Genomic DNA, 26,429 nt, shown 5'->3' on the forward strand with positions numbered 1-26,429 from the left:
ATCCAGGTATGCAGGCGGAACGGGGCGCAAGGCGAACGGAATTGACCAACCGGGCGGCCGGGGGAGGCAACGTGGACGACTATGCGGGTCGGGTGCTCGCCGACCGTTACCGCCTGCCGCTGCCGCCCTCCGACGAGTACGAACTCACCGAGACCCGGGCCTTCGACACCTACAGCGGGCAGGAAGTCCTGGTCCGCCAGGTGCCGTTGCCGGAGGTCGTCGAGGCTGAGGTGCTCGGCGAGGACGGGTTGCCCGACGGGTTCACGGCCCGCGACCGGGGCGCCCGGCGTCCGGCCGCGGCGCGCACCGCCACGCGGCGGCCCACCGATCCGGCGGTACGGCGTGCGGTCGAGGCCGCGCAGGCCGCGGCGCGGATCCCTGACCACCCCCGGCTGGACCAGGTCTTCGACGTGTTCGCCGAAGGCGGTTCGCTGTGGATAGTGAGCGAACTGGTGTCCGCCCAGCCGTTGTCCGCGCTGCTCGTCGAGAAGCCGTTGTCGCCGTACCGGGCGGCCGAGGTCGCCGCCGACGTGCTGATGGCGCTGCGGGTGCTGCACGCGCACGGCTGGGTGCACCGCAACATCACCGCCCGCACGGTACTCGTCTGCGACGACGGCCGAGTCATGCTGACCGGCCTCGCGGTCGGCGCGGCGGAGGAAGCACTGTGCGGCTACGACCCGGTGCCCCCGCAGGACGGCGAGACCGAGGGCGGCAGCGGACACCCGGGACAGCGCGGTGGTGCTACGGCTCCGCCAACTCCCCGAGTTCCTACGGGTTCTACCGCACCCGCCGCTTCTACGACCCCTGCGATCCCCGGTGACTTCCGCGGAACCGGAGCCGGGACCGGAACCGGCGTTGCGCGTCACGGTGAAGGCCCCGGTGCCCCAAGCCGTGCCGTGAGTCCCGCCGGTGTGGACCCCGAGGCCGCTCGGCGGGCCGCCATCGAGGCCAGGGCCGCCGGAGGGCTGCCCGGAGTCGGGATGGAGAGCGGTGGCGGGAGCGGGGCGTCGGCCGCGCTGGCCCGCAGGGAAGTGGACACCGGCGGTGACGTCCGGGCCGCGCGGGCCGGGGCCATCGCCGCGTACCGGGCGGGAGCGCGTGCCGCCGCCCGGGTGCAGGAGGCCCAGCAGCCGGGACGGCCGGCGTTGCCCGGTGCACGGCCCGCCGCCGAGGGCGAGAACGGCGGTGCGCAGCCGGGCGGTTCGGCCGCGCTGCCGTCGGCGCCACTGCCGTATGCCGGTGGCCATGGAGTGGAGCACGCGGGTGGCAGTACGCCGCCGGGGCAGATCGCCGACCCCTACGGTGTCCGCAACACCGCCTCCTGGCACGGTGCCGCGCCGCGCCCCGGCGCGCCGTCGCCGACGGACACGTTCACCGGTGCGGGCGCCTCGGCCCACGGCGACCGCACGACCACCGGCCAGCCCAACACGGCTCCTACGGCCGCCCCTTACTTCCCCGGCCAGCCCCCTGCCGGCACCGGCAACCCGCACGTCCCCAGCCTCAGCAAGCCCGTCCCTCCCACCGCGACCCCAGTCCCCGCTCCCGACAACTCCCCCCAACCCCCCGCCCGCTGGGACGAGTTGGCCGCCGCCGGAGCCCCCGTGCGGCGCGGTCCCGCGACCGCGCTGGCGGCCGAGCGTGCCCGGCAGGTGCGGATGACCGTCGTGGGGCCCGTCACCGAGCGGTGGGCGCCGGAGCAGGCCGTGCCGGTGCACGAGAACTGGCAGTTGGCCGCGCCGATCGGGCCCGCCACCGACCTGTGGGCGCTCGGCGCGCTGCTCTTCCGGGCCGTACAGGGGCACGCTCCCTATCCGGAGGAGGCGACCGCCGAGCTGGTGCAGCTCGTGTGCGCGGAGCCGCCCGCCTTCGCGGAGGAGTGCGGGCCGCTGCGGCCGGTCGTGGAGTCGCTGCTGCGGCAGGACCCGACCGAGCGGCTGGACTTCGAGGAACTGCGGGGCTGGCTGCGGTCGTTGGTGCGTTCGGCGCCCGAGCCCGAGGCCGGTGCCCATGTCGTCGCCACCCCGCCGACCGACCCGCGGCGGCTGCCGATCGTGCGGCGGCGCGGCGAGCTGGTGCGCAGGCGGCGGGCCGGGCTGCCCGCGACCAGTCCGCACGGGCGGCACAAGCGGGCCAAGCAGGAGGTCACCGGGTCGCCCCGGCGCCTCGGCCGGACCCTGCTGCTGCTCATCTTCCTGCTGCTGGCCGGCGCGGTCGCGTACGCCATGCTCTTCCTGCCCAAGTCCGGGGAGGACACCGGCGCCGGGCAGGGGGACAAGACGGGAGCGGCGGGGGACGTCAGCCCCGCGCCCAGCCAGTCCTCGGCCCCGGCGAGCAGTCAGCCGCAGCCCGACCAGACGTCACCCGCAGCCTCCAACACCCCCTCCAGCTCGGCCGGTTCGACCGAGACGCAGACCGGCTCGAACGTCGCCGACGGCTTCGTGCTGCGCAAGGACTCCGTGGGATTCCAGGTCGCCGTGGCCAAGGGCTGGACCCGTACGCCGAAGAACGGCAGCGGCCAAGTGGTCTACTCCCACGGCGACTTCGAGCTGATCGTCGTGGCCGGGCGGGACAGCGCGTCGACGTACGGCAGCGACCCGATGGTCTACCAGCGGGACAACGAGCGGGAGTTGCAGCCCTACCGCAACTCCAGCTGGGCCACGGCGACCGGCCTGCGGACCATCACGGTGGGCGGGAAGACCATGGCCGAGGGGCAGTTCACCTGGACGGACAGCCAGGGCGGCGACCTCTTCGTGCGCAACATGGCGTTCCTCATCGACGGCCGCTACCACATCGTTCAGGTGCGCGGCCCGGAGGCCCAACGGGACGAGGTGACACGGCTGTACGAGCAGGCGTCGTCGACCTATCAGTACACCGGCTGACCTTCGGAGGCGGCGCGCCGGAGCCGAATGGTTCCCGTTCGGGCGCAGAAGCGACAACCGTCACAGTGCGGTCTCCTTGGTACCCCGCTGGTTCCCTGTCGGAGGGCCGGTCCTTACGCTGAGCCTGTCAAGAGCATTGCGGGGCAACGTGAATCAGATGCAGGGCCTGCTCCTCGCGGGGCGCTATCGGCTCGCCGAATCGATCGGCAGCGGCGGCATGGGCCGGGTGTGGCGTGCGCACGACGAGGTGCTGCACCGGGCCGTCGCCATCAAGGAGTTGACGGCCGCGCTCTATGTTTCCGAGAGCGACCAGCCGAGACTGCTGGCGCGCACCCGCGCCGAGGCGCGCGCCGCCGCGCGCATCAACCACTCCGCCGTCGTCACCGTGCACGACGTCCTCGAACACGACGGCCGCCCGTGGATCGTCATGGAGCTGGTCGAGGGCAACTCGCTGGCCGACGAGGTCAAGGAGCAGGGCCGTATCGAGCCGGCCGAGGCCGCGCGCATCGGCATGTGGGTGCTCCGCGCCCTGCGCGCCGCGCACGCCGCCGGCGTCCTGCACCGTGACGTCAAGCCGGGCAACGTACTGCTCGGGCAGGACGGGCGGGTGCTGCTCACCGACTTCGGCATCGCGCAGATCGAGGGCGACAGCACGATCACTCGGACCGGAGAGGTCGTCGGCTCCGTCGACTACCTGGCCCCCGAGCGCGTCCGCGGCGCCGACCCGGGACCGTCCTCCGACCTGTGGGCGCTGGGCGCCACGCTGTACACGGCGGTCGAGGGCCGGTCGCCGTTCCGCCGCACCTCGCCGCTGTCCACGATGCAGGCCGTCGTCGAGGAGGAGGCCGGCGAACTGCGGTACGCCGGTCCGCTCGCGCCCGTCATCGCCGCGCTGCTGAACAAGGACCCCGACCTGCGGCCGAACGCGGACCAGACCGAGCACATGCTCGCGGAGGCCGCCGAGGGACGACGGCCGCGGTCGGCGGAGGAGTGGCTGCCGACGCAGCGGGTGGGCTCACGGGCGGAGAGTTTCACGGACACGCCCGGCACCGGCGCGACGCCGTATCCCGGCACGGGTCCGACGCCGTACCCGGGCACGGGCGCGACGCCGTACACAGGCACGGGCGCGCCGTCGTACGCGTCGGCGACGGGGGGCACGTACCAGCAGCACACGCCGCCCGTCTCCCTCGTGGGTCCCGGCGGTGCCGCGCCCGCTCCGCCGAAGCGCCGCCGGTTCCGTTCGGTGGTCCTGGTGGTCGTCCTCGCCGCGCTCGTCGGCGGCGGTACGGCGCTGGGGCTGCAGAAGTGGAACCAGGACCGGGACCAGGGCGGCACCCCGGGCGCGTCGGCCTCGCAGAGTTCCACGCCGAGTTCGGCGCCGAGCACGGATCCCGCTGCCAACTGGCGGACCTACCACGACCCTTGGGGCTTCGACATATCGCTCCCCAAGGGCTGGGTGCGGACGGTCTACAGCGACTCCGGCGGTATCAAGCAGGTCGACTACACGCCCGACAAGGGCGAGCACTTCGTCCGTATCGCCATCGACCCCTCTCCGGACTTCCCCACCGCGAACGCCCACCAGCTGGATCTTGAAGTACAGCTCCAGCGGCTGGTCGACTACCGGCGGGTGACCCTGGAGGCGAACACCTACCGCGACCGCCCCGGCTCGCTGTGGGACTACACCTGGACCGCGCAGGCGAAGGACACGCCCTTCCCGGGGCCGCGGCGCGCCATCGAGGAGACGTACACCTCCCGTGACGGGATCGAGTACGCGATCTACATGTCCGCGCCGGCCGCGGACTGGGCCACGACGAGCAAACAGTTCAAGTCGGTCCTGCAGAGCTGGAGCCCCGACTCGGGCTGACCGCTTCCGCTTGCGTCATGATGGTGCGCATGGGGACCGAGGGGGACAGCGTCCGGGTGATCGCCGGGCGCTACCGACTGGAGAAGCGGCTCGGGCGCGGCGGCATGGGCGTCGTGTGGCGGGCGACCGACCAACTGCTGGGCCGGCAGGTCGCCGTCAAGGAGATCGCGCAGGACGACTCGCTCTCCGAGGAGGAGGCCCGGCAGCACCGCGACCGGACGCTGCGCGAGGCGCGGGCGGTCGCGCAGCTGCGGCATCCGCACATCATCGTCGTCCATGACGTCGTCGAGCAGGACGAACGGCCGTACATCGTCATGGAGTTGATCGACGGCGGCTCGCTCGCCGACCGGATCTCCACGCACGGCCCCGTCGACGCCGCCGAAGCCGCGCGGATCGGTGTCGCCCTCCTCGGCGCGCTGCGCACGGCGCACGCGGCGGGCGTCCTGCACCGGGACATCAAACCGGCGAACGTGCTGCTGGAGACCGCTTCCGACGAGGCCGACGCCGATCGAGTCGTCCTGACCGACTTCGGTATCGCGCAGGTCGCGGGCGCCACGACGCTCACCGAGAACGGCGCGTTCGTCGGCTCGCCCGAGTACACCGCGCCGGAGCGGATGTCCGGCGTGCGGACCGGTCCCGCGTCCGACCTGTGGTCCCTGGGCGCGCTGCTGTGCACGGTGCTGAGCGGCGAATCGCCGTTCCGGCGCGACTCGTTGGGCGGCATCCTGCACGCCGTCGTCTTCGACGAGATCCGGCCACCCGAAGAGGCCCGGCCGCTGCTGCCCGTCGTACGGGGACTGCTCGAACGCGATCCGGAACGGCGGCTGGGGGCGGCGGAGGCCGAGCGGATGCTGCGCGCCTTCCTGAAGACGGGGCGCACACCGAAGGCGGCGGCCGGGGGTGCCTCGCCCGGTTATACGCCGACCCAAAAGGACGTTCCGCTGCGGGAGTTGGCGCCACCACCCCAACCGTCGACACCGTCACCCACGCCCCCCGCCACGGAAGTGCCGCCCCCTCGGCGTTCCACGCGCGGTGTCCTCGTGGCCGCGTTGCTGGTCGCGGCGATGGCGGGTGCGGGGGTGTCGGCGGCGGCGCTGTTGATGCGCGGGGACGACAAGGAGGCTTCCCCGCCGGTGAGTTCGGCGCCGTTGACCTCCACGAGCGCCGGTACGACGTCACCGTCACCCACCCGTTCGGCCACGCCCTCGCCTTCGAAGACCGCCAACACCCCCACCGCGCCCTCCGGTTACCGCGTCGCCCACGACCCCGACGGCTTCGCGCTCGCCGTACCGGAGGACTTCACGCGCGTCCCGCAGGGCGAGCGCATCTTCTACATGTCGCCGGGGGAGACCTTCCGGCTCGGCATCAAGATGTCGGACCCCGCGGCGGGCGGCCCGCTCGCGGTGATGAAGAGCGCGGCGGCCAAGGGGGCGGACACGAACCCCGGTTACCACGACGGCAAGGTCACCGACACCACCCACTACGGACACCCCGCCGCGCTCTGGGAGTTCACCTGGAACGGCTTCAGCACGGCGGAGGGGCCCCGGCACACCTACGACCTGTGCTGGGAGGCGGGTGGCCGGATGTACGACGTGTGGGTGTCGGCGCCGGTCGGGAAGGTGCGGGAGGCGAAGGAGTACTTCGACGTGGCGCTGGACACGTTCGTACCGGAGCAAAAGCAATAAAGGTGACCGTTCGAGTCACGGGTGTGTGACCGGAACGCGTTCCCTGTGGATACGGGAGCGGTCGCCGCGATATGGATGGACCCATGAGCAGCGACGGGGGTCAGGGCGGCGGGTCCGACGAGACGACGAGTTTTGTTCTGCAACCGCCGAGACCGAAGGTGCCGCAACCCGCGCGGGACACCGGCACCGGACGTCTGATCGCCGGGCGCTACCGGCTGCTCGGCAAGCTCGGGCACGGTGGTATGGGCACGGTGTGGCGCGCCCGGGACGAGACGATGGACCGCGAGGTCGCCGTCAAGGAACCTCGTGTTCCGGACAACCTTCCCGAACGCGAACGTGACAACGCGTTCGAACGAATGCGCCGCGAGGCACGCGCGGCGGCCCGGCTCGATCACCCTGCTGTCGTGACCGTGCACGACGTGGCCGTCGTCGACGGCCGGCCGTGGATCGTGATGGAGCTGGTGACCGGCCGCTCCCTGGGCGAGGTGCTGCAGGAGGGCACCCTCGGCGCGCGCGACGCGGCCCGGATCGGCCTCCAGGTGCTGGGCGCCCTGGAAGCCGCGCACGCGGCGGGCGTCCTGCACCGTGACGTCAAGCCGGACAACGTCCTGCTCGGCCGCCACGACCGGGTCGTGCTGACCGACTTCGGGATAGCCCAGATCGAGGGCGAGACGAACCTGACCGACACCGGCGGCTTCGTCGGCTCGCCCGAATACATCGCGCCGGAACGGGTGTTGGGCCAGCGCCCGGGACCCGCCTCCGACCTGTGGTCCCTCGGCGTGGTCCTGTACGCGGCGACGGAGGGCGTCTCCCCGTTCCGCCGCAGCAACACCCCCGCCACCCTTCAGTCGGTCCTCAACTCCGTGCCCGCGCCGCCGGTTTCGGCGCCGGGTCCGCTCGCCGAGCTCATCACCGTCCTGCTGGCCAAGGACCCCGCGAGCCGCCCGGACGCGGCCCGGGTGCGCGCCGTACTCGAATCGGTGGCGAACCCGCCGGCTCCGGCGTCGACGCAGGAGGTGCGGTACGTCCAACGGGCCCCGGGAAAGCGCCGGTTGGGCCGCAAGGCGTGGCTCGGGCTCGGTGCCGTGGTCGTCGCGGGCGCGGTGGCGGCCGCGTACCTGGTGTTCGCGAACCCGTTCGCGGGGCCGCTGCCGGACGGCTGGAAGAAGCATCACGAGTCCGACGTGGCCGCGACGCTCGCCGTCCCGGCCGCATACAAGAGGACAACTCCCGACCGTACTTCGGACAAGAGCCACTGGGTCACGTACACCGACCCGAGCGGCAGCATCTGGGTCTTCCTGAGCCTCGACAAGAAGTCCGAGGACACCAACGGGTACATCAAGGACTCGGCGGCGGCCGAAATGTACTCGGACAACGGCGACTTCAAGACCAACGGCAGCGTCGACCTCGACATGGGCAAGGCCGCGACGACCGTCCCGAAGCCGACCGGCACCTACCGGGGCGAACCGTCCGCCGAGAACACGGTCGTCTACGACTCCGACGACAGCCTGAACCCCCTGCCCCGCGAGCTGCGGATCCTCTACTACAAGACCTCCGCCGGGGACATGTACCGGCTCACCGTCAGCTACCCGGGCAAGGGCGACTTCACCGCCCGTGGCCGCGAGGTGGCGAGGGCGGCGATCGCCAACCTGGACGTCGACAGCCTGTGAGCGGTGGGCTCACCGAGCTCAATTGCGTTGCCAGTGGCGGCAGTTGAGGTCATTCTCTCTTTGCCGGATCTTGGGAGGGGATTGACCTTGAGGATGTCCGAGTGGAGACGCGCCGCGGTGACCTGCGCGGCCGTGGCACTGACCACCGCCACCATGACGGGAGTCGCGACGGCGGCGGGCGACACCGAGGCGCCACAGGCGCCGGTGGTCTCGTCGGCGGAGTACCCGGACGACAGTAACGAGCATGACGGGGTGGGCAGTTACGGCACCTTCGTCTTCGACTCGGCGTCCGACGACGTGGTGTCGTACCGCTACGAGTGGATGGGCGGCCTTCCACAGACCCTCAAGCCGGCCGAGCCCGGCGCCGCGGTCTCCCTGCGCTGGCTGCCGCAGACGAACAGCCCGACGTACCTCTACGCCCAGGCGATCGACGCCGCGGGGAACGTCAGCGCCAGGACGACCTACTTCGTCCGGGTCAAGTCGGGCCGGGCGGCGGTCACCCACTGGGACCCGCAGCACGACTCCGGCGCGGACACCGGCACCGGCGTCACCCCCGACGCGCAGGGCCCCACCGGGACGAGCATCGCCTCCGCCGCCCGGTTCGACGGCACGGACGAGGCGTACGCCACGCTCGGCTCTGCGGTGGACACGGCGAAGATCTTCTCGGTCGGCGCCTGGGTCCGCCCGGACACGCTCGACGCCGACATGACCGCCGTGAGCCGCACCGGCTTCACCCTCGGTCTGACGGCCAACTCCACGAGCAGTGCGCCCACTTGGTCCTTCTCGCTGCCCACCACGAGCGGCGGCTCCGTACACCTCACCGGCGGCTCCCCCGAGCCGGGCGAGTGGGCCCATCTCGTCGGCGTGTACGACGCCGAGCAGCACACGGCCCGCCTCTACGTCGACGGCGACCTCGTGGCCACGGACGGGAACACGGTCGCAGCCGGCGGCGCGGGTCCCCTGCGGCTCGGCTCCGAAGGCGACACCGGGGCCACCGGGGCCACCGGAGACACCGGGGCCACCGACGGCACCGCGCACTGGCACGGCCTGCTCACCGACGTGAACGTCTGGGACCGCGTCTACGTCCCCGGGGAGATCACGGCCGCCGCCACCCGCACCCCGCAGCGCCAGGGCTACTGGGACCTGGAGACGGCGACCGGCGGCAGCAGTCCCGAGTACGCGGGCGGTGCGCCGCTCACCCTGGCCGGCGACGCGTCGATCTACACGGCCGCCGACGACTGCGACGTGAACCCCGACTGCACCCCGGATCGGTACCCCATGGTGGGCTACGGCGACCTCCTCCTGGACGGCGACGGCGACTACGCCACCACCCCGGACGCGGTACGCCCGACCGACGCGGGCTTCTCCGTCACGACCCACGTCCGCATCGACGGGGGCACGGCCACGCACGACATGACCCTTCTGTCCCAACCCGGGCTGCACACCAGCCTGTTCACCCTGCGCTATGTCGCCGCGTCCCAGTCCTGGCAGGCCGTGGTCGCCCACGAGGACAGCGCCGACGCACCGACCACCACGGTCACCGCGCCCGTCTCGCCGTTCGGGGCGGGGGAGGACGAGTTCCTCGCCGTGGTCTACGACGAGAAGACGGACCAACTCCGCCTGTACGTCGACGACATCTACGCCTCCGACTCCGCGAGCGTGACGGGCAAGGACACCTGGACCCCCACCGGCGACCTCCAGATCGGCCGCAGCATCACGGCGGGCACCGGGACGGACTACCTGACCGGTGAGCTCGACGAGGTCCACACCTACGCCGGCGTGCTCGACCAGACCCGGCTGGCGATGCTGCGACTGGGCGGCTCGGATGCCTGACCGGGCGCTGGGGTAAGGGGAGTTGGCGGTGGGGACACCGGAGACGACGAGTCACGAGGACCTGGCGGTCGCGAGCGTGCGCGCGCTCGCCGACCGAGGTCTGCCGCAGGACGTGCTCGCCGTGCGCGCGGCCTGCCGCCACTTCTCCGTCGTCGAACTCGAACAGCTCGGACTGCGGTACGCAGGACCGGAGTTCGACCTCCTCGGCCTGCGGGACCGGCTGGAGGGCGTGGTCTGGATGAGCGACGAGGAGTTCGCGACGCACGGACTCGACGCGGAACAGACCGAGCAACTGCGGCAGTGGGCCCTGGAGTGGGAGTCCGACCTCGGACTCCGGCTCGCGGAGGAGTACGACGATCCCGACGGCGACTAGGCCCGGACCTCGCCCGAGTCGCGGTACTTCCCCGGCGTCACCCCGAACTCCCGGCTGAACGCGTGCGACAGGGCGTACGGGCTCCCATATCCCGCCTCACGGGCCACAGTTGCCAGCGAGGCGTCCGTGTCCCGCAGGCGGGTCGCCGCCAACGTCAGCCGCCACCACGTCAGATACGCCATCGGCGCCCGCCCCACCAGCGCGGTGAACCGGCGGGCCAGCGTCGCCCGGGACACGCCCGCCGCCGCGGCCAGCCGGTCGTTGGTCCAGGGGGCGGCCGGGTCGGAGTGCAGCGCCCGGAGCGCGGCCGTGGTCACCGGATCGCTCAGCACCGACGGCCAACTGCCGTTCTCCGCCTCGCTCATCCACGCCCGCACCATGTAGATCAGCAGCAGGTCGAGCAGGCTCGGCAGCGCCAGGCAGGCCCCCGGCCGCCGTTCGTCCAACTCCTGTGCCAACAGGTCCACGGCGGCCCGGAGTTCGGGATGGCGGCCGACCCGGTTCGGCAGATGGACCACCTCCGGCAGCTCCGCCATCAGCGGATGCGTACGGCTCCGGTCCAGCCGGTACTTCCCGCACAGCAGCTCCACCTCGGGCCCGTCCCCGACCGGCCGGCGCATCTCCTCGAACGGCACCGCCCGTGCCGTGTCGCCGGACGGATCGGCCAGCACATGCCCCGCACCGTGCGGTAGCAGTACGACATCCCCGGCGCCCAGCGCGACCGGCTCACCGCCCCCGTCCGGCACCAGCCGACAACTCCCCGCGAGCACGACATGGAACCCCGCACCCGCGTACGGCGCCAGCCGCGTGCACCAACTCCCGCCCACCCGCAGCCGGTTGGAGGAGGCCCGCCCGGTCCGTACGGCGGAGATCGCGTCGCTCACCACGTCCATACGGCCACCCTACGACAGGGGTGCGCCGGTGAGCCGTATGCGTATCCAAGTGAGCAGATCTCGCATTGAGACACTCATCTCTGGCCTCCTAGGCTCATTTCCATGACCGAGAACAACGTACAGACCTTCGTGATCGGTGACGTCGAAGTCGCCCGAGTCGTCGAGTGGGAGAGGCCCTACGTGCCTGTCCTGACCCTCGTCCCGGACCTGCCCCCCGAAGCGTGGCCGGACGACCACGAGACGCCCGCTGTCGTGGCGCTCCAGACCTGGGTGCTGCGCAGCGCCGGCCGGACCGTGCTCGTGGACACCGGCGTCGGCAACGGCCGGGAACGGCCCGGCAATCCGCTGTTCCACATGAGCCAGGGCGACCTGCCGGGCCGGCTGGCGCGGGCCGGCGTACGGCCGGAGGAGGTCGACGTCGTCGTCAACACCCACATCCACGGCGACCACATCGGCTGGAACACCCATGACGTGGACGGGAGTTGGCAGCCGCTGTTCCCCAACGCGAGCTACCTCCTCCCCGCCGCCGACGACTTCCACTTCGGCCCCGAGAACAACTACGGCGGCGGGGTGCGGCCCGACGACCGCCTGGCCTACGAGGACAGCGTCGCGCCCGTGCACCGCGCCGGTCTTGCCACCCTGTGGGACGGCACCCACCGCGTCGACGAACACCTCACGCTGGAGTCCGCGCCCGGACACACTCCGGGGTCGTCCGTCCTCCGGGTCGCCTCGGGCGGTGAACGGGCCGTGTTCGTCGGGGACTTGCTGCACAGTCCGGTCCAGATCGCGCACCCCGAGTGCAGCAGCTGCTTCTGCCTCGACCCCCGGCAGGCCGCCCGGAGCCGTCGGCGCGTGCTCGAACGGGCGGCGGACGACGGGGAGTTGGTGATTCCGGCGCACTTCGGCGGGAGCGGGGTCGCGGAGGTACGGCGGGTCGGCGACACGCTGACGCTCGGGAAGTAGGACGCGCGTCGACAAGGCCGTATCCGGCACGGTACTGATGGGGCATGAGCGAAGTCGGCGAACAGGTGCGCGACGGACGGCTGGTCGGCGGTCGCTACCGGCTGCTCGAACGGATCGGTTCCGGCGGCATGGGCACCGTATGGCGGGCCTTCGACGAACTCGTGGACCGCGAAGTCGCCGTGAAACAGCCGCGGTTGCCCGGCGACCCGGAGGACGAGGAGTTCCAGCGCGCCGCCCACCGCCTCTACCGCGAGGCCCGTGCCGCCGCCAGGGTCGACCACCCCTCCGCCGTCGCCATCCACGACGTCGTCATCGAGGACGACCAACTCCCTTGGATCGTCATGGAGTTGGTGCGTGGCGAGTCCCTGCACGAACTGCTCAGGCGCGGACGCCTCGCCCCCGCCGACGCGGCGCGCATCGGCCGAGCCGTCCTCGGCGCCCTGAGCGCCGCGCACGCCGTGGGGATAGTGCACCGTGACGTGAAGCCCGCCAACGTCCTGCTCGGCCCCCACGAGCGGGTCGTCCTCACCGACTTCGGCATCGCGCACATCCAGGGCGAGGAATCCCTCACCGCCAGCGGCGAGTTCGTCGGCTCGCTCGAATTCATCGCCCCCGAGCGCATGTCCGGCACCGGCGCCGGGCCGGCCTCCGACCTGTGGTCCCTCGGCGTCCTCCTCTACGCGGCCGTCGAAGGCGCCTCCCCCTTCCGCCGTACGACCGTGGAGTCCACCCTCGGCGCGATCCTGTCCGGCGAACCACCCGAGCCGACCCGGGCGGGGCCTCTCGGACCGCTGATCGTAAGGATGTTGGCCCGCGACCCGGAGGAGCGGCCGGGGGCGGAGGAGGTCGGCGCGGTACTGGAGGCGGTGGCCGCGGGGAAGGACGTACCGGATCCGACGGTCGCCGTCCAGGACGCGGAGCACGACGCGGAGCCCGACGCCGAGCTTGAAGAAGCGGCCACCGCCCCCGAAGCCGTACCGGAACCCGAACCCGAAGCCGAATCTGAGCCCAAGCCCGAATCCAAGCCCAAGCCCAAGCCCAAGTCCCGCCCCCGCCGCACCCTCCTCATCACCCTCGGGGCACTCCTCCTCGCGGGCCTCGTCCTCGGCACCGTCCTGGAGAGATTCCTCGGCAAGGACTCGGACTCCTGGACCGCTCACCAGCGGGACGGTATGAACGCGGTCCTCTTCCTCCCGCCCCAGTACCAGCTTCTCGAGACACAGGCGGCAGCCGGCACCCGCACCGTCACCTACGGCACCGGCGCCCTCCGCGTCAGCCTCATCGAGTGGGACAAGGCCGCCGACCCGCCCCTCGCCGAAGCGCGCGCCCTGGGCCGGGGCACGGCGAACCCGCAGTACACCCGCACCAGCTTCCGCGGGAACAAGGACGCGGTCCTCGCCGACACCACCTACACGCAGTCCGGCGTCCCGACCCGCGCCATGGCCCTGATCGTCCGCACCGCCGACCAGCGCATGTACGAGCTGCGCGTGGACATGCCCAAGGGGACACCCGCGGAGAAGAAGGGCACCGCGCTCTTCAAGGGCGCCCGGGCCCGGCTCGCCCTCCCGAAAAAGTGAGCCGGAGGGGATCCCGTGATGATCGTCCCCGCACAACGCCCTGATCAGCACATTCGTTGCCAGTGATCGCTGGCGCGGTGTGAGCGCCTGGTGAATCCCGATTACCGACGGGTACCCAAACCCCTCGTGGCGGCATACCCTGCCGCACATGACGGACTCGCAGGCCCCGGAAAAGACCGGTACGGAAACGACGACCGGCACAAACCCCCTCGCGCCGGCCCCCACAGGCGCCCGTACCGCCGCCGACGTGGTCACCCCGGAGCTGATCGCCCAGCTCACGAAGGGTGTGGCCGGTTCCGGGCGGACCGCCAACCACACGCCGTTCACCGGCGAGAAGCTGGCCGACCTGCCCGAGTCCACCCCCGAGGACGTGGCGAAGGCCTTCGACGCGGCGCGCGCCGCCCAGGCCCTGTGGGTACAGACGCCGGTACGGCAGCGCGCGGCCGTTCTGCTCCGCTTCCACGACCTGGTGCTCGCCCGCCAGGCCGAGGTCCTCGACCTGATCCAGCTGGAGACCGGCAAGGCACGGCTGCACGCGCACGAGGAGGTCCAGGCCGTCGCCGTCGCGGCCCGCCACTACGGCCGCAAGGCCCCCGCCTACCTCAAGCCCAAGCGGCACACCGGCGCCGTCCCGACCCTCACCAAGGTCACCGAACTCCGCCACCCGCGCGGAGTAGTTGGTCAGATCGCCCCCTGGAACTACCCGCTCGAACTCTCCGTGGGCGACGCCCTCCCGGCCTTCGTCGCGGGCAACGCGGTCGTCATGAAGCCGGACACGGAGACCTGCCTGACCGCCCTCTGGGCCCGCGACCTCCTCATCGAGGCCGGCCTGCCCGCCGACGTCTTCCAGGTCGTCCTGGGCGAGGGCCCGGTGGTCGGCCCCGAGGTCGTCAAGCACGCCGACTACGTCTCCTTCACCGGCTCCACCCGCACGGGCCGCGAGGTCGCGCAGGGCGCCGCCGCCCGCCTCGTCGGTGTCTCCCTCGAACTCGGCGGAAAGAACGCCATGTTGGTCCTGGAGGACGCCGACCTCGACAAGGCAGCGGCCGGGGCGGTCCGCGCCTGCTTCTCCTCCGCCGGCCAACTCTGCATCTCCATCGAGCGGTTGTACGTCCACGAGTCGATCGCCGACGCCTTCCTGGAGCGCTTCGCCGCCCGCACCAAGGCCATGCGCCTGGGCACCTCCCTCGCCTACGGCGCCGACATGGGATCGCTCGTGGGGGAGCGCCAGTTGGAGACGGTGACGCGCCACGTGGAGGAGGCCGTCGCCAAGGGCGCCAAGGTGCTCGCGGGCGGAGTCGCCCGCCCGGACATCGGCCCGTACTTCTTCGAACCGACCATCCTCGACGGCGTCGAGGCCCCCATGTCGGTGTGCGGCGAGGAGACCTTCGGCCCGGTCGTCTCCATCTACCGCTTCACGACCGAGGACGAGGCGGTGGAAGCGGCCAACTCCACGTCCTACGGCCTCAATTCCTCGGTCTGGACGAAGGACGGCCGCCGCGGCCGCGCCGTCGCCGCCCGCCTGCGCACCGGCACGGTCAACGTCAACGAGGGCTACGCCTCCGCCTACGGCAGCGTCCAGTCCCCCATGGGCGGCATGAAGGACTCCGGCCTCGGCCGCCGCCACGGCTCCGAGGGCATCCTCAAGTACACCGAGGCCCAAACGGTCGCGCAGCAGCGGCTGTTGCCGATGGCGCCTTCGCTGGGGATGACCGACGAGGCGTACGCGCAGTTCATGAGCCGCAGCCTGAGGGTGATGAAGGCCCTGCGTCTCAAGTAGCAGTCCCTGCTTCTCAACGAGGAGAGCATGTGTCACAGGACACCTACGACTACGACGTCATCGTCGTCGGCTCGGGCTTCGGTGGTTCCGTAACCGCCCTGCGCCTGACGGAGAAGGGCTACCGCGTAGGTGTCCTGGAAGCCGGCCGCCGCTTCACCCCATCGACGCTCCCCAAGAACTCCTGGGACCTCAAGAACTACCTCTGGGCCCCCAGGCTCAACCTCTACGGCCTCCAGCGCATCCACCTGCTGGGCAACGTCATGGTCCTCGCCGGCGCGGGCGTGGGCGGCGGCTCCCTGAACTACGCCAACACCCTGTACGTCCCGCCGAAGCCGTTCTTCGAGGACCCCCAGTGGCGCGACATCACGGACTGGCAGGAGGAGTTGGCCCCGTACTACGACCAGGCCCGCCGCATGCTCGGCGTACGGCTCAACCCGACGATGACCCCGTCCGACGTCCATCTGAAGGCGGCGGCGCAGCGGATGGGCGTGGGGGACACCTTCCACATGGCCCCGGTCGGCGTCTTCTTCGGTGACGGCGAGGACGCCGACGGCACCGCGAAGGCCAGGCCCGGCGAGCAGGTCGCGGACCCGTACTTCGGCGGCGCGGGCCCGGCCCGCAAGGCCTGCACCGAGTGCGGCGAGTGCATGACGGGCTGCCGGCACGGCGCCAAGAACACCCTCAACGAGAACTACCTCCACCTCGCCGAGAAGGCGGGCGCCGAGGTCCACCCGATGACGACGGTCGTGTCCGTCACGGACGACTCGCAGGGCGGCTACGCGGTCGCGACCCTGCCGACCGACGCTCGCCGGAAGTCCGAGGGCCGCACCTTCAAGGCCCGCCAGGTCGTCCTCGCCGCAGGCACCTACGGCACCCAGACCCTGCTGCACCGCATGAAGGCGGGCGGCCAACTGCCGTACCTCTCGGAGAAGTTGGGCGAACTCACCCGCACCAACTCGGAGGCGCTGGTCGGCGCCCAGACGAACGACCGCCGCTACCGCAGGGCGACCGGCACCCCGAAGGCCGACTTCACCCGCGGAGTCGCCATCACCTCCTCGATCCACCCCGACGAGAACACCCACATCGAACCGGTCCGCTACGGCAAGGGCTCCAACTCGATGGGCGGCCTCTCGATCCTCCAAGTCCCGTACGCCGAGGGCTCGTCGAGGGTGCTGGCCTGGCTGGCGAACGCGGCCCGCCACCCGCTCCTGGTCCTCCGCTCCCTCTCCAACCGCCGCTGGTCGGAACGGACCATCATCGGCCTGGTGATGCAGTCGCTGGACAACTCCCTGACCACATATATGAAGCAAGATGGGGTAGGGAAAGGGCTATTGACGGCCCGTCAGGGGCACGGTGCTCCCAACCCCAAGCAGATCAGGGCGGCTTCGGAGGCCGCGGCGGCCATCGCGGCCGAGATCAACGGCTTCGCCGGCTCCAACGTCGGTGAACTGATGGGCACCCCGCTCACCGCCCACTTCCTCGGCGGCTGCCCCATCGGCGCCTCCCGCGAGACCGGCGTGATCGACCCGTACCACCGCCTCTACGGCCACCCCGGCATCTCGGTCGTCGACGGCGCGGCCGTCTCCGCGAACCTCGGCGTCAATCCGTCGCTCACCATCACCGCGCAGGCCGAGCGCGCGATGTCGTACTGGCCCAACAAGGGCGAGCCCGACCCGCGTCCGCGCCAAGGGGCGTCGTACGAACGGCTGAAGCCGGTGGAGCCGAGCCAACCGGCGGTCCCCGAGGGCGCGTTCGGCGCGCTGAAGCTGCCGTTCCTGGGGATGCCGACGGTGCCGCCGAAGTCGTAGAAAGGTGTTCGGCACAAACAGAAGGACCTGCGCCCCCCTCCGAGCGCAGGTCCTTTGTCGAGCGAGCTACGTGATTACGCGCTCTCTCCGGTCTTGCGGCGGCGCACCATGACCACGGCGGCGGCACCCGCGACGACGGCCGCGCCGCCCACGAGGCCGATCACCGGCAGGGCGGAGCTGGAGCCGGTCTCGGCCAGGTTGCCCGTGGCCTCGTTGACCGAGCCCTGGGGCTTCACGTCGCTGGTCCCGGTCGGCTTCTGGCCGGTCGGCTTGGCCTCGCCGACGTCGCCCGGCTCGCTGCTGCCGGCGGCGAGCACGGAGAACTCGTAGTAGTCGCCGTTGACGTAGCAGGACTCACCCTTGCCCGCGTACACCGCCTGGCTCAGCGCGAACGACGAGCCCGCGGGGGCCGAGGACTTGATCTTCACGCGCAGGTCGAGCGTGGTCGAGGACTGCTTCTCCAGGGTGGGCAGCACCGCGACGATGCTGCCGGACAGCGTGGTCTCGTCGCTGCCGGTGCCGACGGTCTCCTGGTAGGAGTCGGTCCACTTGCCGTCCTGCTTCAGCTGGATCTCGGCCAGGTCGAGCATGAGCGAGGAGTCCTCGTTCACGTCGTCGCTGTACTCGGTGAGCGCGTTGATCCAGACGTTCTGCAGGTCCTTGTCCGAGGCGTTCTTCACCACGAACTTGAAGGTGTGCCAGCCGGAACCGGCGACGATCTTGTTCGGCAGCCCGGTGATCGACGCGGAGAGCTTCTCGTCCAGGTCGAACGTCTTGCAGTCCGCGTACGGGTCGAAGTCGTCGGACGGCTTGCTCGGCGAGGCGGACGGGCTCGGCGACGTGCTCCCGCTCGGGGAGTCCGACGCGGCCGGGCTGCTGGTGTCCGCCGCCGGGGAGCTGGTGTCCGAGGCGGGGGTGCTGGTGTCCGCCGCCGGGCTGCTCGTGTCCGACGCGGGAGTGCTGTCGTCGGCCGCGGGGGTGCTCGCGTCGGCCGCCGGGGTGCTGTCCTCGGCCGCCGGGCTGCTGGACGACGTGACCGGCGAGTCGCCGTCGGCGAACGCGGCCGGCGCCGACAGCAGGGCGAGGGGGGCGATGGCGGCCGTCGCGGCGACCGTGGCCATGACACGGCGAAGCTTCATGAAGTCCTCAAGAAGTCCGGAGTGCTGCGACAGTGCAGCACGCTGGGTCGGAGGGCTCCGCGTGTGGGGCGCGGGTGTGGCCCTTGTTATGCAGGTGTGACCCGGGAAACCTGTGAATGGTTGTGCGAATCCTCACCTAATCCTTATGTGGGCTGTGTCACACCCAGGTTCTGCTTGTGAACACGCTTTCGGGCGCCTACAACTACCTGGTGTCTGACAAACCGTCCGAGGAACCGTCCTCGACCCCGGAGATCCCCGACGACGTCTGGGACAAGTTCGCCCGTGACACGGAGCGTGACATCCGGGCCTCCGCACAGAAGGAACCGTCCGCGCGCGCCCGCCAGGTGACCGAGCGGCTGAAGAAGGCCGAGCAGCCCGAGGGCTGGCGCACCGGTCCGGCCTGGCAGGAGATGAACGGGCGGTCCCGGCGCAGGCGTCGCCTGTGGGCCGTACTCGGCGTCCCGCTCGCCGTGGCCGTCGCCGTGGTCGCGATGAAACCCTCGTTGCTGCCCGGCGACCCCTTCGGCGCCAAGGCGGACTCGGACTCCGCGTCCCCGCTCGCCCCGGAGACCGCCGCCCCGACCGCCGCGCCCTCCACCGTCGACCCCCAAATACCCACCCTGGACCGGCCGTTCGCCGGTTCACCCGCCCTGAACTGGGCCGACGGCGCGGCCGGCATCATCCTGCCGAAGGCGACCGCCGTGGGCGGCTTCTCGAAGGACCGGGTCGAACTGGCCCTCCAGCAGACGAAGATCCTGCTCGTCGCGTCCAACCTCGACCCGAAGACGATCGGCGGCGCCCGCCCGTCCGCCGCGCTCGCCGTCCTCGACCCGAAGCAGCCCAAGGTGCTCGCCGAGCTGAAGGCCTCCCTGATCCTGCCGACCAAGGACAACGACCCCACGCTGCTGTTCAGCCGCTTCGACCCCAAGGACGTACGGCTGGTCGGCAAGGTGGTGAAGACCCGCGGCCGCATCACCTTCGCGAAGGACTCCAGCGGGGGCGTCACCGTCCACGCCGACTACACCTTCGTCTACCCGCTGGTCCGGACCGACGGCTCGACCGAGGTCGCCCGCACCATCGTCCGCCGGGTGATCGACACCGAGATCCTCGACCCCGCCCGCTACCAGGCCACCCCCGGCCTGCTGACCCTCACCCGCAACAACGCGGACTTCGGCAACTCGGCCTGCGACATCTACGACGGCTATCTGCACCCGCAGTTCGACTCCGACGCCACGTCGTCCCCCACGGGCGCGACACCCTCGGGCCCGACGACGGACCCGTACGACCGCAGCAAGGACATCAGCAAGGACCAGGGCACCTGCGGGACGGTGAGCCGGACCTAGACCCGGTCACGGTCATGGCCGACGGGCAAGCGAAGGGCCCCGCGGGACGGAGCCGCGGGGCCCTTCTCCGTCAGCACCGACGTCAGGGCAGCGCCGGTGCCTGGGAGCGGCGCCGGGGGGTTGCGCCGCTGGTCTCAAGTTGTCTTCCGTGCCCCGGGTCGGCGCCCCGGCGCACACGGGGCGCGCGCTTGGTCTCGACCTTTGGCAGTGGGACGGTGCACCGCAATGCGGTTGGCTGCTATGGGACTTGGGGCTCGAAGGAGAGCTCGGGGGGCTTCTAGGCATCGTGCTGGATGGAGACGACGATCGCAACCGTTCGATCCGGCTTTGTGCATTTTTGCAGTTTCCGCCGGGCGGCCCCGGGCGTCCCCGGAGCCGACCGTTCTCTTGGGTGACCGGGCTGCTGTCCCCTGCCGTCCGGTCACGACCCTGGAGCGAGGTCCCACGACGTACGGCACGATCCGTACGTCTCATCGCCCCAGCGAGCCACGCGTGGTTCTTTCGGGCCCGCCCCTGGCTGACACGGACACCCCCACCAACGAAGCGGTTCCCGGGGCGGTCACGCGCCGTACGGGTGAGACGGGGCTCGAACTCAGATCCGCCCCCGCGACAGTTCGAGCAGCGTCATCGCGAGCGAGGTGCCGGGCTTGCCGAGCGCGTCCCTGTAGCGGCCGAGGATCTCGTTCTCCCGAGACAGGTGCACCCGCCGTCCGCCGGACGCGATCCGCGTCTCCTGCACGACGGCGGACACGGCGACCCGTTCCTGGATCAGCCCGATGATCCGGTCGTCGAGAGCGTCGATCCGCTCACGGGCGTCGGCGATGGTCTGCTCGGGGGTGGAGGTGGTCATGAGGGGCTCCTGGTGGCTTGGAACGCCTGGACCGACGGACCGGGAAACGACAGGCGCCCCGGGCCTTGTCGGCCCGGGGCGCCTGGAAAGTCGCTTGTCAGTAGCTCAAGCAGCTCGACCATGGCAGCCGGCGGGCCGGTTGCCATAGGTAAAGAGGAAGGTCGGGTGCGTGAGCATGGGGGCGAGTATGCCACAGAGTCTTTTGACGGCGCCCGCTGTCTTTTTGCCTTTGACGGTGCCGATCGAGCCGACCGAGTCGGGCGGTGGGTGGGCATAGGTCCCGGGGGTCCGGGGGCGGAGCCCCCGGTACGACCAGGTGCCCCACGCCGACCCCGTTAGAATCGGTACCCAGACTCCCCGCCCCACCGCCGGAAGGCCACGCTCCCGTGTCAGCGACCCCCGCCCCCGACACCGTCCTGGTCGTCGACTTCGGCGCGCAGTACGCCCAGCTCATCGCCCGCCGCGTCCGCGAGGCCCGGGTCTACAGCGAGATCGTGCCGAGCACCATGCCGGTCGCCGAGATGCTCGCCAAGAACCCGGCAGCGATCATCCTCTCCGGCGGCCCCTCGTCCGTGTACGCGGAGGGCGCCCCCCGCCTGGACCGCGAGCTGTTCGAGGCCGGCGTCCCGATCTTCGGCATGTGCTACGGCTTCCAGCTGATGGCGACGACCCTCGGCGGCACCGTCGACAACACCGGCGCCCGCGAGTACGGCCGTACGCCCCTGCACGTCTCCCGCTCGTCCTCCACTCTCTTCGAGGGCACCCCGGACGAGCAGTCCGTGTGGATGTCCCACGGCGACGCCTGCTCCGCCGCCCCCGAGGGCTTCACGGTCACGGCGTCCACGGACGTCGTCCCGGTCGCCGCCTTCGAGAACGACGAGAAGAAGCTCTACGGCGTCCAGTACCACCCCGAGGTCATGCACTCCACGCACGGCCAGCAGGTCCTGGAGCACTTCCTCTACCGGGGCGCGGGCCTCACCCCGTCCTGGACCACCGGCAATGTGATCGACGAGCAGGTCGCCGCGATCCGCGAGCAGGTCGGCGACAAGCGCGCCATCTGCGGTCTGTCCGGCGGCGTCGACTCCGCCGTAGCCGCCGCGCTCGTCGCCCGCGCCATCGGCGACCAGCTGACCTGCGTCTACGTCGACCACGGTCTGATGCGCAAGGGCGAGACCGAGCAGGTCGAGAAGGACTTCGTGGCCGCGACCGGCGTCAAGCTCGTCGTCGTCGACGCGGAGGAGCGCTTCCTCACCGCGCTCGCCGGGGTCTCCGACCCGGAGCAGAAGCGGAAGATCATCGGCCGCGAGTTCATCCGCGTCTTCGAGCAGGCCCAGGCCGAGATCATCGCGGACGAGGGCCCCGAGGTCGCGTTCTTGGTGCAGGGCACGCTGTACCCGGACGTCGTCGAGTCCGGCGGCGGCACGGGCACGGCCAACATCAAGTCCCACCACAACGTGGGCGGCCTCCCGGAAGACCTCGAATTCGAGCTGATCGAGCCGCTCCGCAAGCTCTTCAAGGACGAGGTCCGCATGGTCGGCCAGGAGCTCGGCCTCCCGGACGAGATCGTCCAGCGCCAGCCCTTCCCCGGCCCCGGCCTCGGCATCCGTATCGTCGGCGAGGTCACCAAGGACCGCCTCGACCTGCTCCGCGACGCCGACGCCATCGCCCGCGAGGAACTGACCGCGGCCGGCCTGGACCGCGAGATCTGGCAGTGCCCGGTGGTCCTCCTCGCCGACGTCCGCAGCGTGGGCGTCCAGGGCGACGGCCGCACCTACGGCCACCCGATCGTCCTGCGCCCGGTCTCCTCCGAGGACGCCATGACGGCCGACTGGTCCCGCCTGCCGTACGACGTCCTCGCGAAGATCTCCACCCGCATCACCAACGAGGTCGCCGACGTCAACCGAGTCGTCCTCGACATCACCTCGAAGCCCCCGGGGACCATCGAGTGGGAGTAATTCCCGCTCTGTGATGGTCAGGTCCGCTTGAGGGTCCGCACCGGCCCTCCAGGCTTCCAGACCTGCACGACGAGGTACTTCTCGTCCTCGACGTAGGTCCGCACGACCTCCGTCAACTCGGTGCGGAAGAGGTGGAACGGCTCCGGCGGTTCCACCTCTTTCATGTACGCCCCCTTCACCCCGGCGTCCGTCACCTCCACCGCCCGCCCGCTCACCCGTACGTCCCCGCCGTGGGTGTCCGTCCCCGGTCCCGGATTCGCCTGGAGCGCGAAGCGCGCATCACGCCGCAGATCCAGCGCCTTGAGCGAGTCGGGCATCATCCCGAGCCACAACTCGCCGTCCAGGAACCGCACTTCGAGCCCGGCCGTACGCGGCGACCCGTCCTTGCGCAGGGTCGCGAGAACGTGATGCGTGAAGGCGCCGAACCGCTCCTCGACGGTCGCGGCGAGGTCCGGTTCGGCGGCGGTGAAGGTGGCCCAGTTCGCTGTCATACGGCGAGTGTTCCGCCGATATCCGACAACCTCTGTCTTCTTTGCAGACCTGCACTGCCCTTTTCGACCGACCGGCGGTAACTTCTCGCCCTTACGACAAACCCAGTGCTGGAGGACCGATGCACGGGCCGACGCCGCCCTCCCCCCTGCCCACCGACCGGCTGCGGTTCGCCATGCCGCCGATGCACGAGTCGGTCGAGGACGAACGCCGGCACCGCAAGGAACGGCTCGCTGGCGCCCTGCGCCTGTTCGGCCGGCTCGGCTTCGAGGACGGGGTCTCGGGGCACATCACCGCCCGCGACCCCGAGTTCACCGACTGCTTCTGGGTCAACCCCTTCGGGATGCCCTTCCGGCACGTCACCGTCAGCGACCTGGTGCTCGCCAACTCCGAGGGCCAGGTCCTCCAGGGCGGCCACCATGTCAACCAGGCTGCCTTCACCGTGCACTCCCAGGTCCACGCCGCCCGCCCGGACGTCGTCGCCGTCGCCCACTGCCACTCCGTGCACGGCCGCGCCCTCTCCGCCCTCGGCGACTTCCTCGACCCGATCAGCCAGGAGAGCTGCGCCTTCTACGAGGACCACGCGCTCTACGACGCCTACAGCGGTGTCTCCGTCGACGCCGAGGAGGGCAAGCGGATCGCCGCCGGTCTTGGCTCCCGCAAGGCGCTCGTGCTGCGCAACCACGGCCTGCTGACCGTCGGCGACTCGGTGGACGCGGCGGCCTGGTGGTTCCTGTCCATGGAACGCTCCTGCCAGGTCCAGCTCCTCGCGAAGGCGGCCGGCAGACCCCTCCTCATCGACCACAAACTCGCCGTCGCCACCCGCGAACAGACCGGCGGCGACCTCGTCGCGTGGATCAACTACCAGCCCCTGTGGCAGGACATCAGCCGCAGCGAACCCGACCTCCTCAGCTGAGGTCCCTCTGCCCGATCTATCTGAAACCGCGCAGCACCGCCGCCTTGGTCATCGTGAACTCCTCGTCCGTGAGCACCCCTTCCCGGTGCAGCTCGCCCAACTCCCGCAGCCTGCGCAGGAGTACGTCGTGATGGTCGGCCGGAGGCGGAACGGTGGCCGCCCGCGGGGGCCGGTCCGTGAACTCGCCGTTCTCCCGCTCACGGACCGACGGATGCGGCAGCCGCGCGGTCACCGCCGTCGCCACCAGCGCGGTGAGCAGATCACGGCGGGTGCTGCCCCACAGGTCGAGGGCGTACGGGTCCTTCTCCGGCGGCAGCTTGGAGAACACCGTCTCCCGGGTCACGAACCGCATGAACCCGTCCTCGTAACCGGAGTTGGGCAGCCACTCCACCTGCACCAGATCCCCCACGGCGACTATCCGCGGCCCGGTCGCCCGCTTCACGCGCTCGGAGGTGTCCGCCCAGTCGATCCGCACCTGCGCGCCGTCGAAGGACACCGTGCCGTCCGAGGACCGGACCGAGACGGGGACCGGCGGGCCCGGCAGCAGATAGGCCTTGGTGGGTTCCTTGGGGATCTGGTCCAGGAGCAGCGCGTGCCGGATCTCCTCCGCCACGTATTCGGCGACTCCGGACCGGTCGATGTCCACGATCAGCCGGTACGGATCCGCCGCGTCCGGCAGCCGCCCACCCGTCGCCTGCAACAGCGGGTCGGCACCCTCCCGCAGCCTCAGCCGCAGCCGGCCACGCTTGCGTTCGGGTTCGTAGACGACGCCCGCGACGGCTTCGAGGGGCACCGCGATCTCGCCGTACGTCTGCCGGAACAGGGGCACGGAACGGTGAAGTCCCGGTGTGATCCTGACCGTTGTGCCGTCGAAGGCCCAGGTCCCGTCGCGCTGGATGATCTCGGCCATACGCAAATTCTCGCAGCCGGGTCAACACGGCGGCGATCGCTTCACCCGCGCTGACCAGACCTGCCGGACGCGGGCCGTGTCCCGTAGGGCACAATCCGCTGTTGTCGTGCGGGAGTTGCAAGGCGGTGGCCAAAGGCTTCGGAGCCGGTCGCCGAACATGAGGGCCCGGTTTCGAGGGCCGAGGACCATGAGGGTCGTGGGGAAGGCAGGCGTCGGGCGTGGCGGTGCAGGAGGCGAGACAGGGCGGCGAGCACATCGGTGCCCACGGAGGTGGCTGCACCTGCGGGGACTGCCCGCACGGAGCACGCGAGGGGCATCGGCGCGCGGTCGCCGCGTTCCTCGTCAAGCGGGACGGCTTCGCGGCCGGCGAGGGGCTGCCGGCGGCGGTGGCGCACTCGGCGTCCGCCTCCCGGCAGTGGGTCTCGGACGAACTGACCCAGTCCGCCGACGCCGTCGCCGAACGCGGTCGGGCCGAGGGCGGCGCCTGGCTGGCGCGCCTGTGGCACCGCACGGCCTTCGCCGTGTGGGGCGGCTTCGTCGTCCTGCTCCTGGTGCAGGCGCTCACCGCGATCGGCGCGGGCTGGTCGGCGGCCCGTACGGCCGGACTGCTGGCCGCGCTCGTGATCGCCGGCGCGCTGAGCGCCGCCTCCTGGTTCCACCGGGCGCGCGGCGGGGCGCTGGCCCCCGTCATCGGTGAGGACAACCGGCTGTCGACCTCCCGTGCCGTGGCCGTGTCCTGGGTGCTGTTCGTGGCGTACGCGGTGCTGGTCCTGGCCGGCCGCCTCGCCGCCGCCTCCGACCACGCCGAACGCGACGCCCTCATCTCCGGCCTCGAACTCGCCCGCGGCGCCGGTGTGGTGACCGTCCTCGCCGTGGTCTGCGCGATCGCCGTACTCGTGCGCCGGGTCGTCGGCCTGCGGGTCCTCGGCCAGCGCCTCCAGAAGATCCCCGCCGACCGCCCGCGCGCGGCCGACCTCCTCACCGACGACGCCGGCCGCGGCACCTTCGCCGACATCCAGTACGTCGCGATCAGCGCCGTCGCCCTCGTCTTCGCGGCCGTGAGACTCGCCCGCCGCCCCGACCAACTGCCCGACCTGCCCTGGGGCCTGGCGGTGGTGGTGTTGATCTCCGCCGCGACATACCTGGCCGGCAAGTACGCCGAGGGCGGCCGCCCGGTCATCCTCTCGGTGGTGCGTTCCCGCGAGGCGGGCGACCTCGACGCCCCCATCCGCACCGGCGACGACATCGAGATCCGCGGCGCCGGCTTCGTCCCCCCGGGCGCCCAGACCGCGGACCGCCTCTCCCGCATGGTCGTCCGCATCGGCCCGGTCAATGTCCACGTCCCCCTGGTCCCGGTCACCGGCGGCTTCTCCAACCCGACCGACACCCTCCTCACCGTCCCGGTCCCCGTGGACGTCGAGCCCGGCCGCGTGGAAGTACAGGTCGTGACCGCGGCGGGCGTGGAGACGAACGCCTGCGTCGTCGACGTGACGGACTGAGCC

At 71.4% G+C, this 26,429-nt stretch carries 19 protein-coding genes; 14 read left to right on the plus strand and 5 right to left on the minus strand.

Annotated elements, in window-relative coordinates:
• Positions 1–71 precede the first annotated feature (71 nt).
• The 6 genes from SSP08S_RS06530 to SSP08S_RS06555 all read left to right on the plus strand — a co-directional run bounded on the left by SSP08S_RS06530 (position 72) and on the right by SSP08S_RS06555 (position 10,304).
• Positions 72–2,879, plus strand: a complete 2,808-nt coding sequence (locus SSP08S_RS06530; protein WP_026178241.1) for a serine/threonine kinase C-terminal domain-containing protein — start codon at positions 72–74, stop codon at positions 2,877–2,879.
• A gap of 157 nt (positions 2,880–3,036) precedes the next feature.
• Positions 3,037–4,743, plus strand: a complete 1,707-nt coding sequence (locus SSP08S_RS06535) for a serine/threonine-protein kinase (RefSeq protein WP_019066770.1) — start codon at positions 3,037–3,039, stop codon at positions 4,741–4,743.
• A 29-nt stretch (positions 4,744–4,772) separates the two neighbouring features.
• A complete protein-coding gene (locus SSP08S_RS06540; protein WP_026178242.1) occupies positions 4,773–6,428 on the plus strand; it encodes a serine/threonine-protein kinase in 1,656 nt (551 codons plus the stop codon).
• A gap of 83 nt (positions 6,429–6,511) precedes the next feature.
• Positions 6,512–8,098 carry a serine/threonine-protein kinase gene (locus SSP08S_RS06545; RefSeq protein WP_019066772.1) on the plus strand — a complete coding sequence of 529 codons (1,587 nt, stop codon included), beginning with the start codon at positions 6,512–6,514 and terminating at the stop codon, positions 8,096–8,098.
• Positions 8,099–8,191: 93 nt separating this feature from the next.
• Positions 8,192–9,931, plus strand: a complete 1,740-nt coding sequence (locus tag SSP08S_RS54875) for a LamG domain-containing protein (protein ID WP_019066773.1) — start codon at positions 8,192–8,194, stop codon at positions 9,929–9,931.
• 28 nt (positions 9,932–9,959) lie between these two features.
• The gene (locus SSP08S_RS06555) at positions 9,960–10,304 is read left to right on the plus strand and encodes a hypothetical protein (RefSeq protein WP_019066774.1); all 345 of its coding nucleotides are present in this window, start codon (positions 9,960–9,962) and stop codon (positions 10,302–10,304) included.
• On the opposite strand, the gene SSP08S_RS06560 is transcribed toward SSP08S_RS06555, so the two are convergent.
• Complete coding sequence (locus tag SSP08S_RS06560) at positions 10,301–11,197, minus strand: AraC family transcriptional regulator (protein ID WP_019066775.1); 897 nt, start codon at positions 11,195–11,197, stop codon at positions 10,301–10,303. The genes SSP08S_RS06555 and SSP08S_RS06560 overlap by 4 nt on opposite strands.
• A gap of 102 nt (positions 11,198–11,299) precedes the next feature.
• Here SSP08S_RS06560 and SSP08S_RS06565 point away from each other — a divergent pair, with 102 nt between their 5' ends.
• The 4 genes from SSP08S_RS06565 to SSP08S_RS06580 all read left to right on the plus strand — a co-directional run bounded on the left by SSP08S_RS06565 (position 11,300) and on the right by SSP08S_RS06580 (position 17,325).
• Positions 11,300–12,160 (plus strand): MBL fold metallo-hydrolase, encoded by an 861-nt coding sequence (locus SSP08S_RS06565; RefSeq protein WP_019066776.1) that lies wholly within the window; start codon positions 11,300–11,302, stop codon positions 12,158–12,160.
• A 44-nt stretch (positions 12,161–12,204) separates the two neighbouring features.
• The gene (locus tag SSP08S_RS06570) at positions 12,205–13,737 is read left to right on the plus strand and encodes a serine/threonine-protein kinase (RefSeq protein ID WP_019066777.1); all 1,533 of its coding nucleotides are present in this window, start codon (positions 12,205–12,207) and stop codon (positions 13,735–13,737) included.
• Positions 13,738–13,885: 148 nt separating this feature from the next.
• Positions 13,886–15,517 (plus strand): succinic semialdehyde dehydrogenase, encoded by a 1,632-nt coding sequence (locus tag SSP08S_RS06575; protein WP_019066778.1) that lies wholly within the window; start codon positions 13,886–13,888, stop codon positions 15,515–15,517.
• Between the two features lie 29 nt (positions 15,518–15,546).
• Positions 15,547–17,325 carry a GMC family oxidoreductase N-terminal domain-containing protein gene (locus tag SSP08S_RS06580; RefSeq protein WP_019066779.1) on the plus strand — a complete coding sequence of 593 codons (1,779 nt, stop codon included), beginning with the start codon at positions 15,547–15,549 and terminating at the stop codon, positions 17,323–17,325.
• Between the two features lie 74 nt (positions 17,326–17,399).
• Here the strand turns inward: SSP08S_RS06580 and SSP08S_RS06585 are convergent, their stop codons facing one another.
• Positions 17,400–18,464 carry an LAETG motif-containing sortase-dependent surface protein gene (locus tag SSP08S_RS06585; protein ID WP_019066780.1) on the minus strand — a complete coding sequence of 355 codons (1,065 nt, stop codon included), beginning with the start codon at positions 18,462–18,464 and terminating at the stop codon, positions 17,400–17,402.
• 176 nt (positions 18,465–18,640) lie between these two features.
• Here SSP08S_RS06585 and SSP08S_RS06590 point away from each other — a divergent pair, with 176 nt between their 5' ends.
• On the plus strand, positions 18,641–19,807 hold the full coding sequence (locus tag SSP08S_RS06590; RefSeq protein ID WP_019066781.1) for a hypothetical protein: 1,167 nt from the start codon (positions 18,641–18,643) through the stop codon (positions 19,805–19,807).
• 592 nt (positions 19,808–20,399) lie between these two features.
• Here the strand turns inward: SSP08S_RS06590 and SSP08S_RS06595 are convergent.
• Positions 20,400–20,657, minus strand: coding sequence for a chorismate mutase (locus SSP08S_RS06595; protein ID WP_019066782.1), 258 nt, complete (start codon positions 20,655–20,657; stop codon positions 20,400–20,402).
• Positions 20,658–21,043: 386 nt separating this feature from the next.
• Here SSP08S_RS06595 and guaA point away from each other — a divergent pair, with 386 nt between their 5' ends.
• Positions 21,044–22,612: a glutamine-hydrolyzing GMP synthase gene (gene guaA, locus SSP08S_RS06600; protein WP_019066783.1), complete on the plus strand. Its 1,569-nt coding sequence runs from the start codon at positions 21,044–21,046 to the stop codon at positions 22,610–22,612.
• 17 nt (positions 22,613–22,629) lie between these two features.
• Here guaA and SSP08S_RS06605 read toward each other — a convergent pair whose 3' ends face one another.
• Positions 22,630–23,103 (minus strand): pyridoxamine 5'-phosphate oxidase family protein, encoded by a 474-nt coding sequence (locus SSP08S_RS06605; RefSeq protein WP_019066784.1) that lies wholly within the window; start codon positions 23,101–23,103, stop codon positions 22,630–22,632.
• A gap of 119 nt (positions 23,104–23,222) precedes the next feature.
• Between SSP08S_RS06605 and SSP08S_RS06610 the strand changes: the two genes are divergently transcribed.
• The gene (locus SSP08S_RS06610; protein WP_019066785.1) at positions 23,223–24,017 is read left to right on the plus strand and encodes a class II aldolase/adducin family protein; all 795 of its coding nucleotides are present in this window, start codon (positions 23,223–23,225) and stop codon (positions 24,015–24,017) included.
• Positions 24,018–24,033: 16 nt separating this feature from the next.
• Here SSP08S_RS06610 and SSP08S_RS06615 read toward each other — a convergent pair whose 3' ends face one another.
• The gene (locus SSP08S_RS06615; protein WP_019066786.1) at positions 24,034–24,927 is read right to left on the minus strand and encodes a DUF4429 domain-containing protein; all 894 of its coding nucleotides are present in this window, start codon (positions 24,925–24,927) and stop codon (positions 24,034–24,036) included.
• A 218-nt stretch (positions 24,928–25,145) separates the two neighbouring features.
• Here SSP08S_RS06615 and SSP08S_RS06620 point away from each other — a divergent pair, with 218 nt between their 5' ends.
• Complete coding sequence (locus SSP08S_RS06620) at positions 25,146–26,426, plus strand: hypothetical protein (RefSeq protein ID WP_019066787.1); 1,281 nt, start codon at positions 25,146–25,148, stop codon at positions 26,424–26,426.
• Positions 26,427–26,429: the final 3 nt, after the last annotated feature.

Origin of the sequence: Streptomyces hokutonensis (assembly GCF_000376565.1) — a bacterium.
GTDB lineage: Bacteria > Actinomycetota > Actinomycetes > Streptomycetales > Streptomycetaceae > Streptomyces > Streptomyces hokutonensis.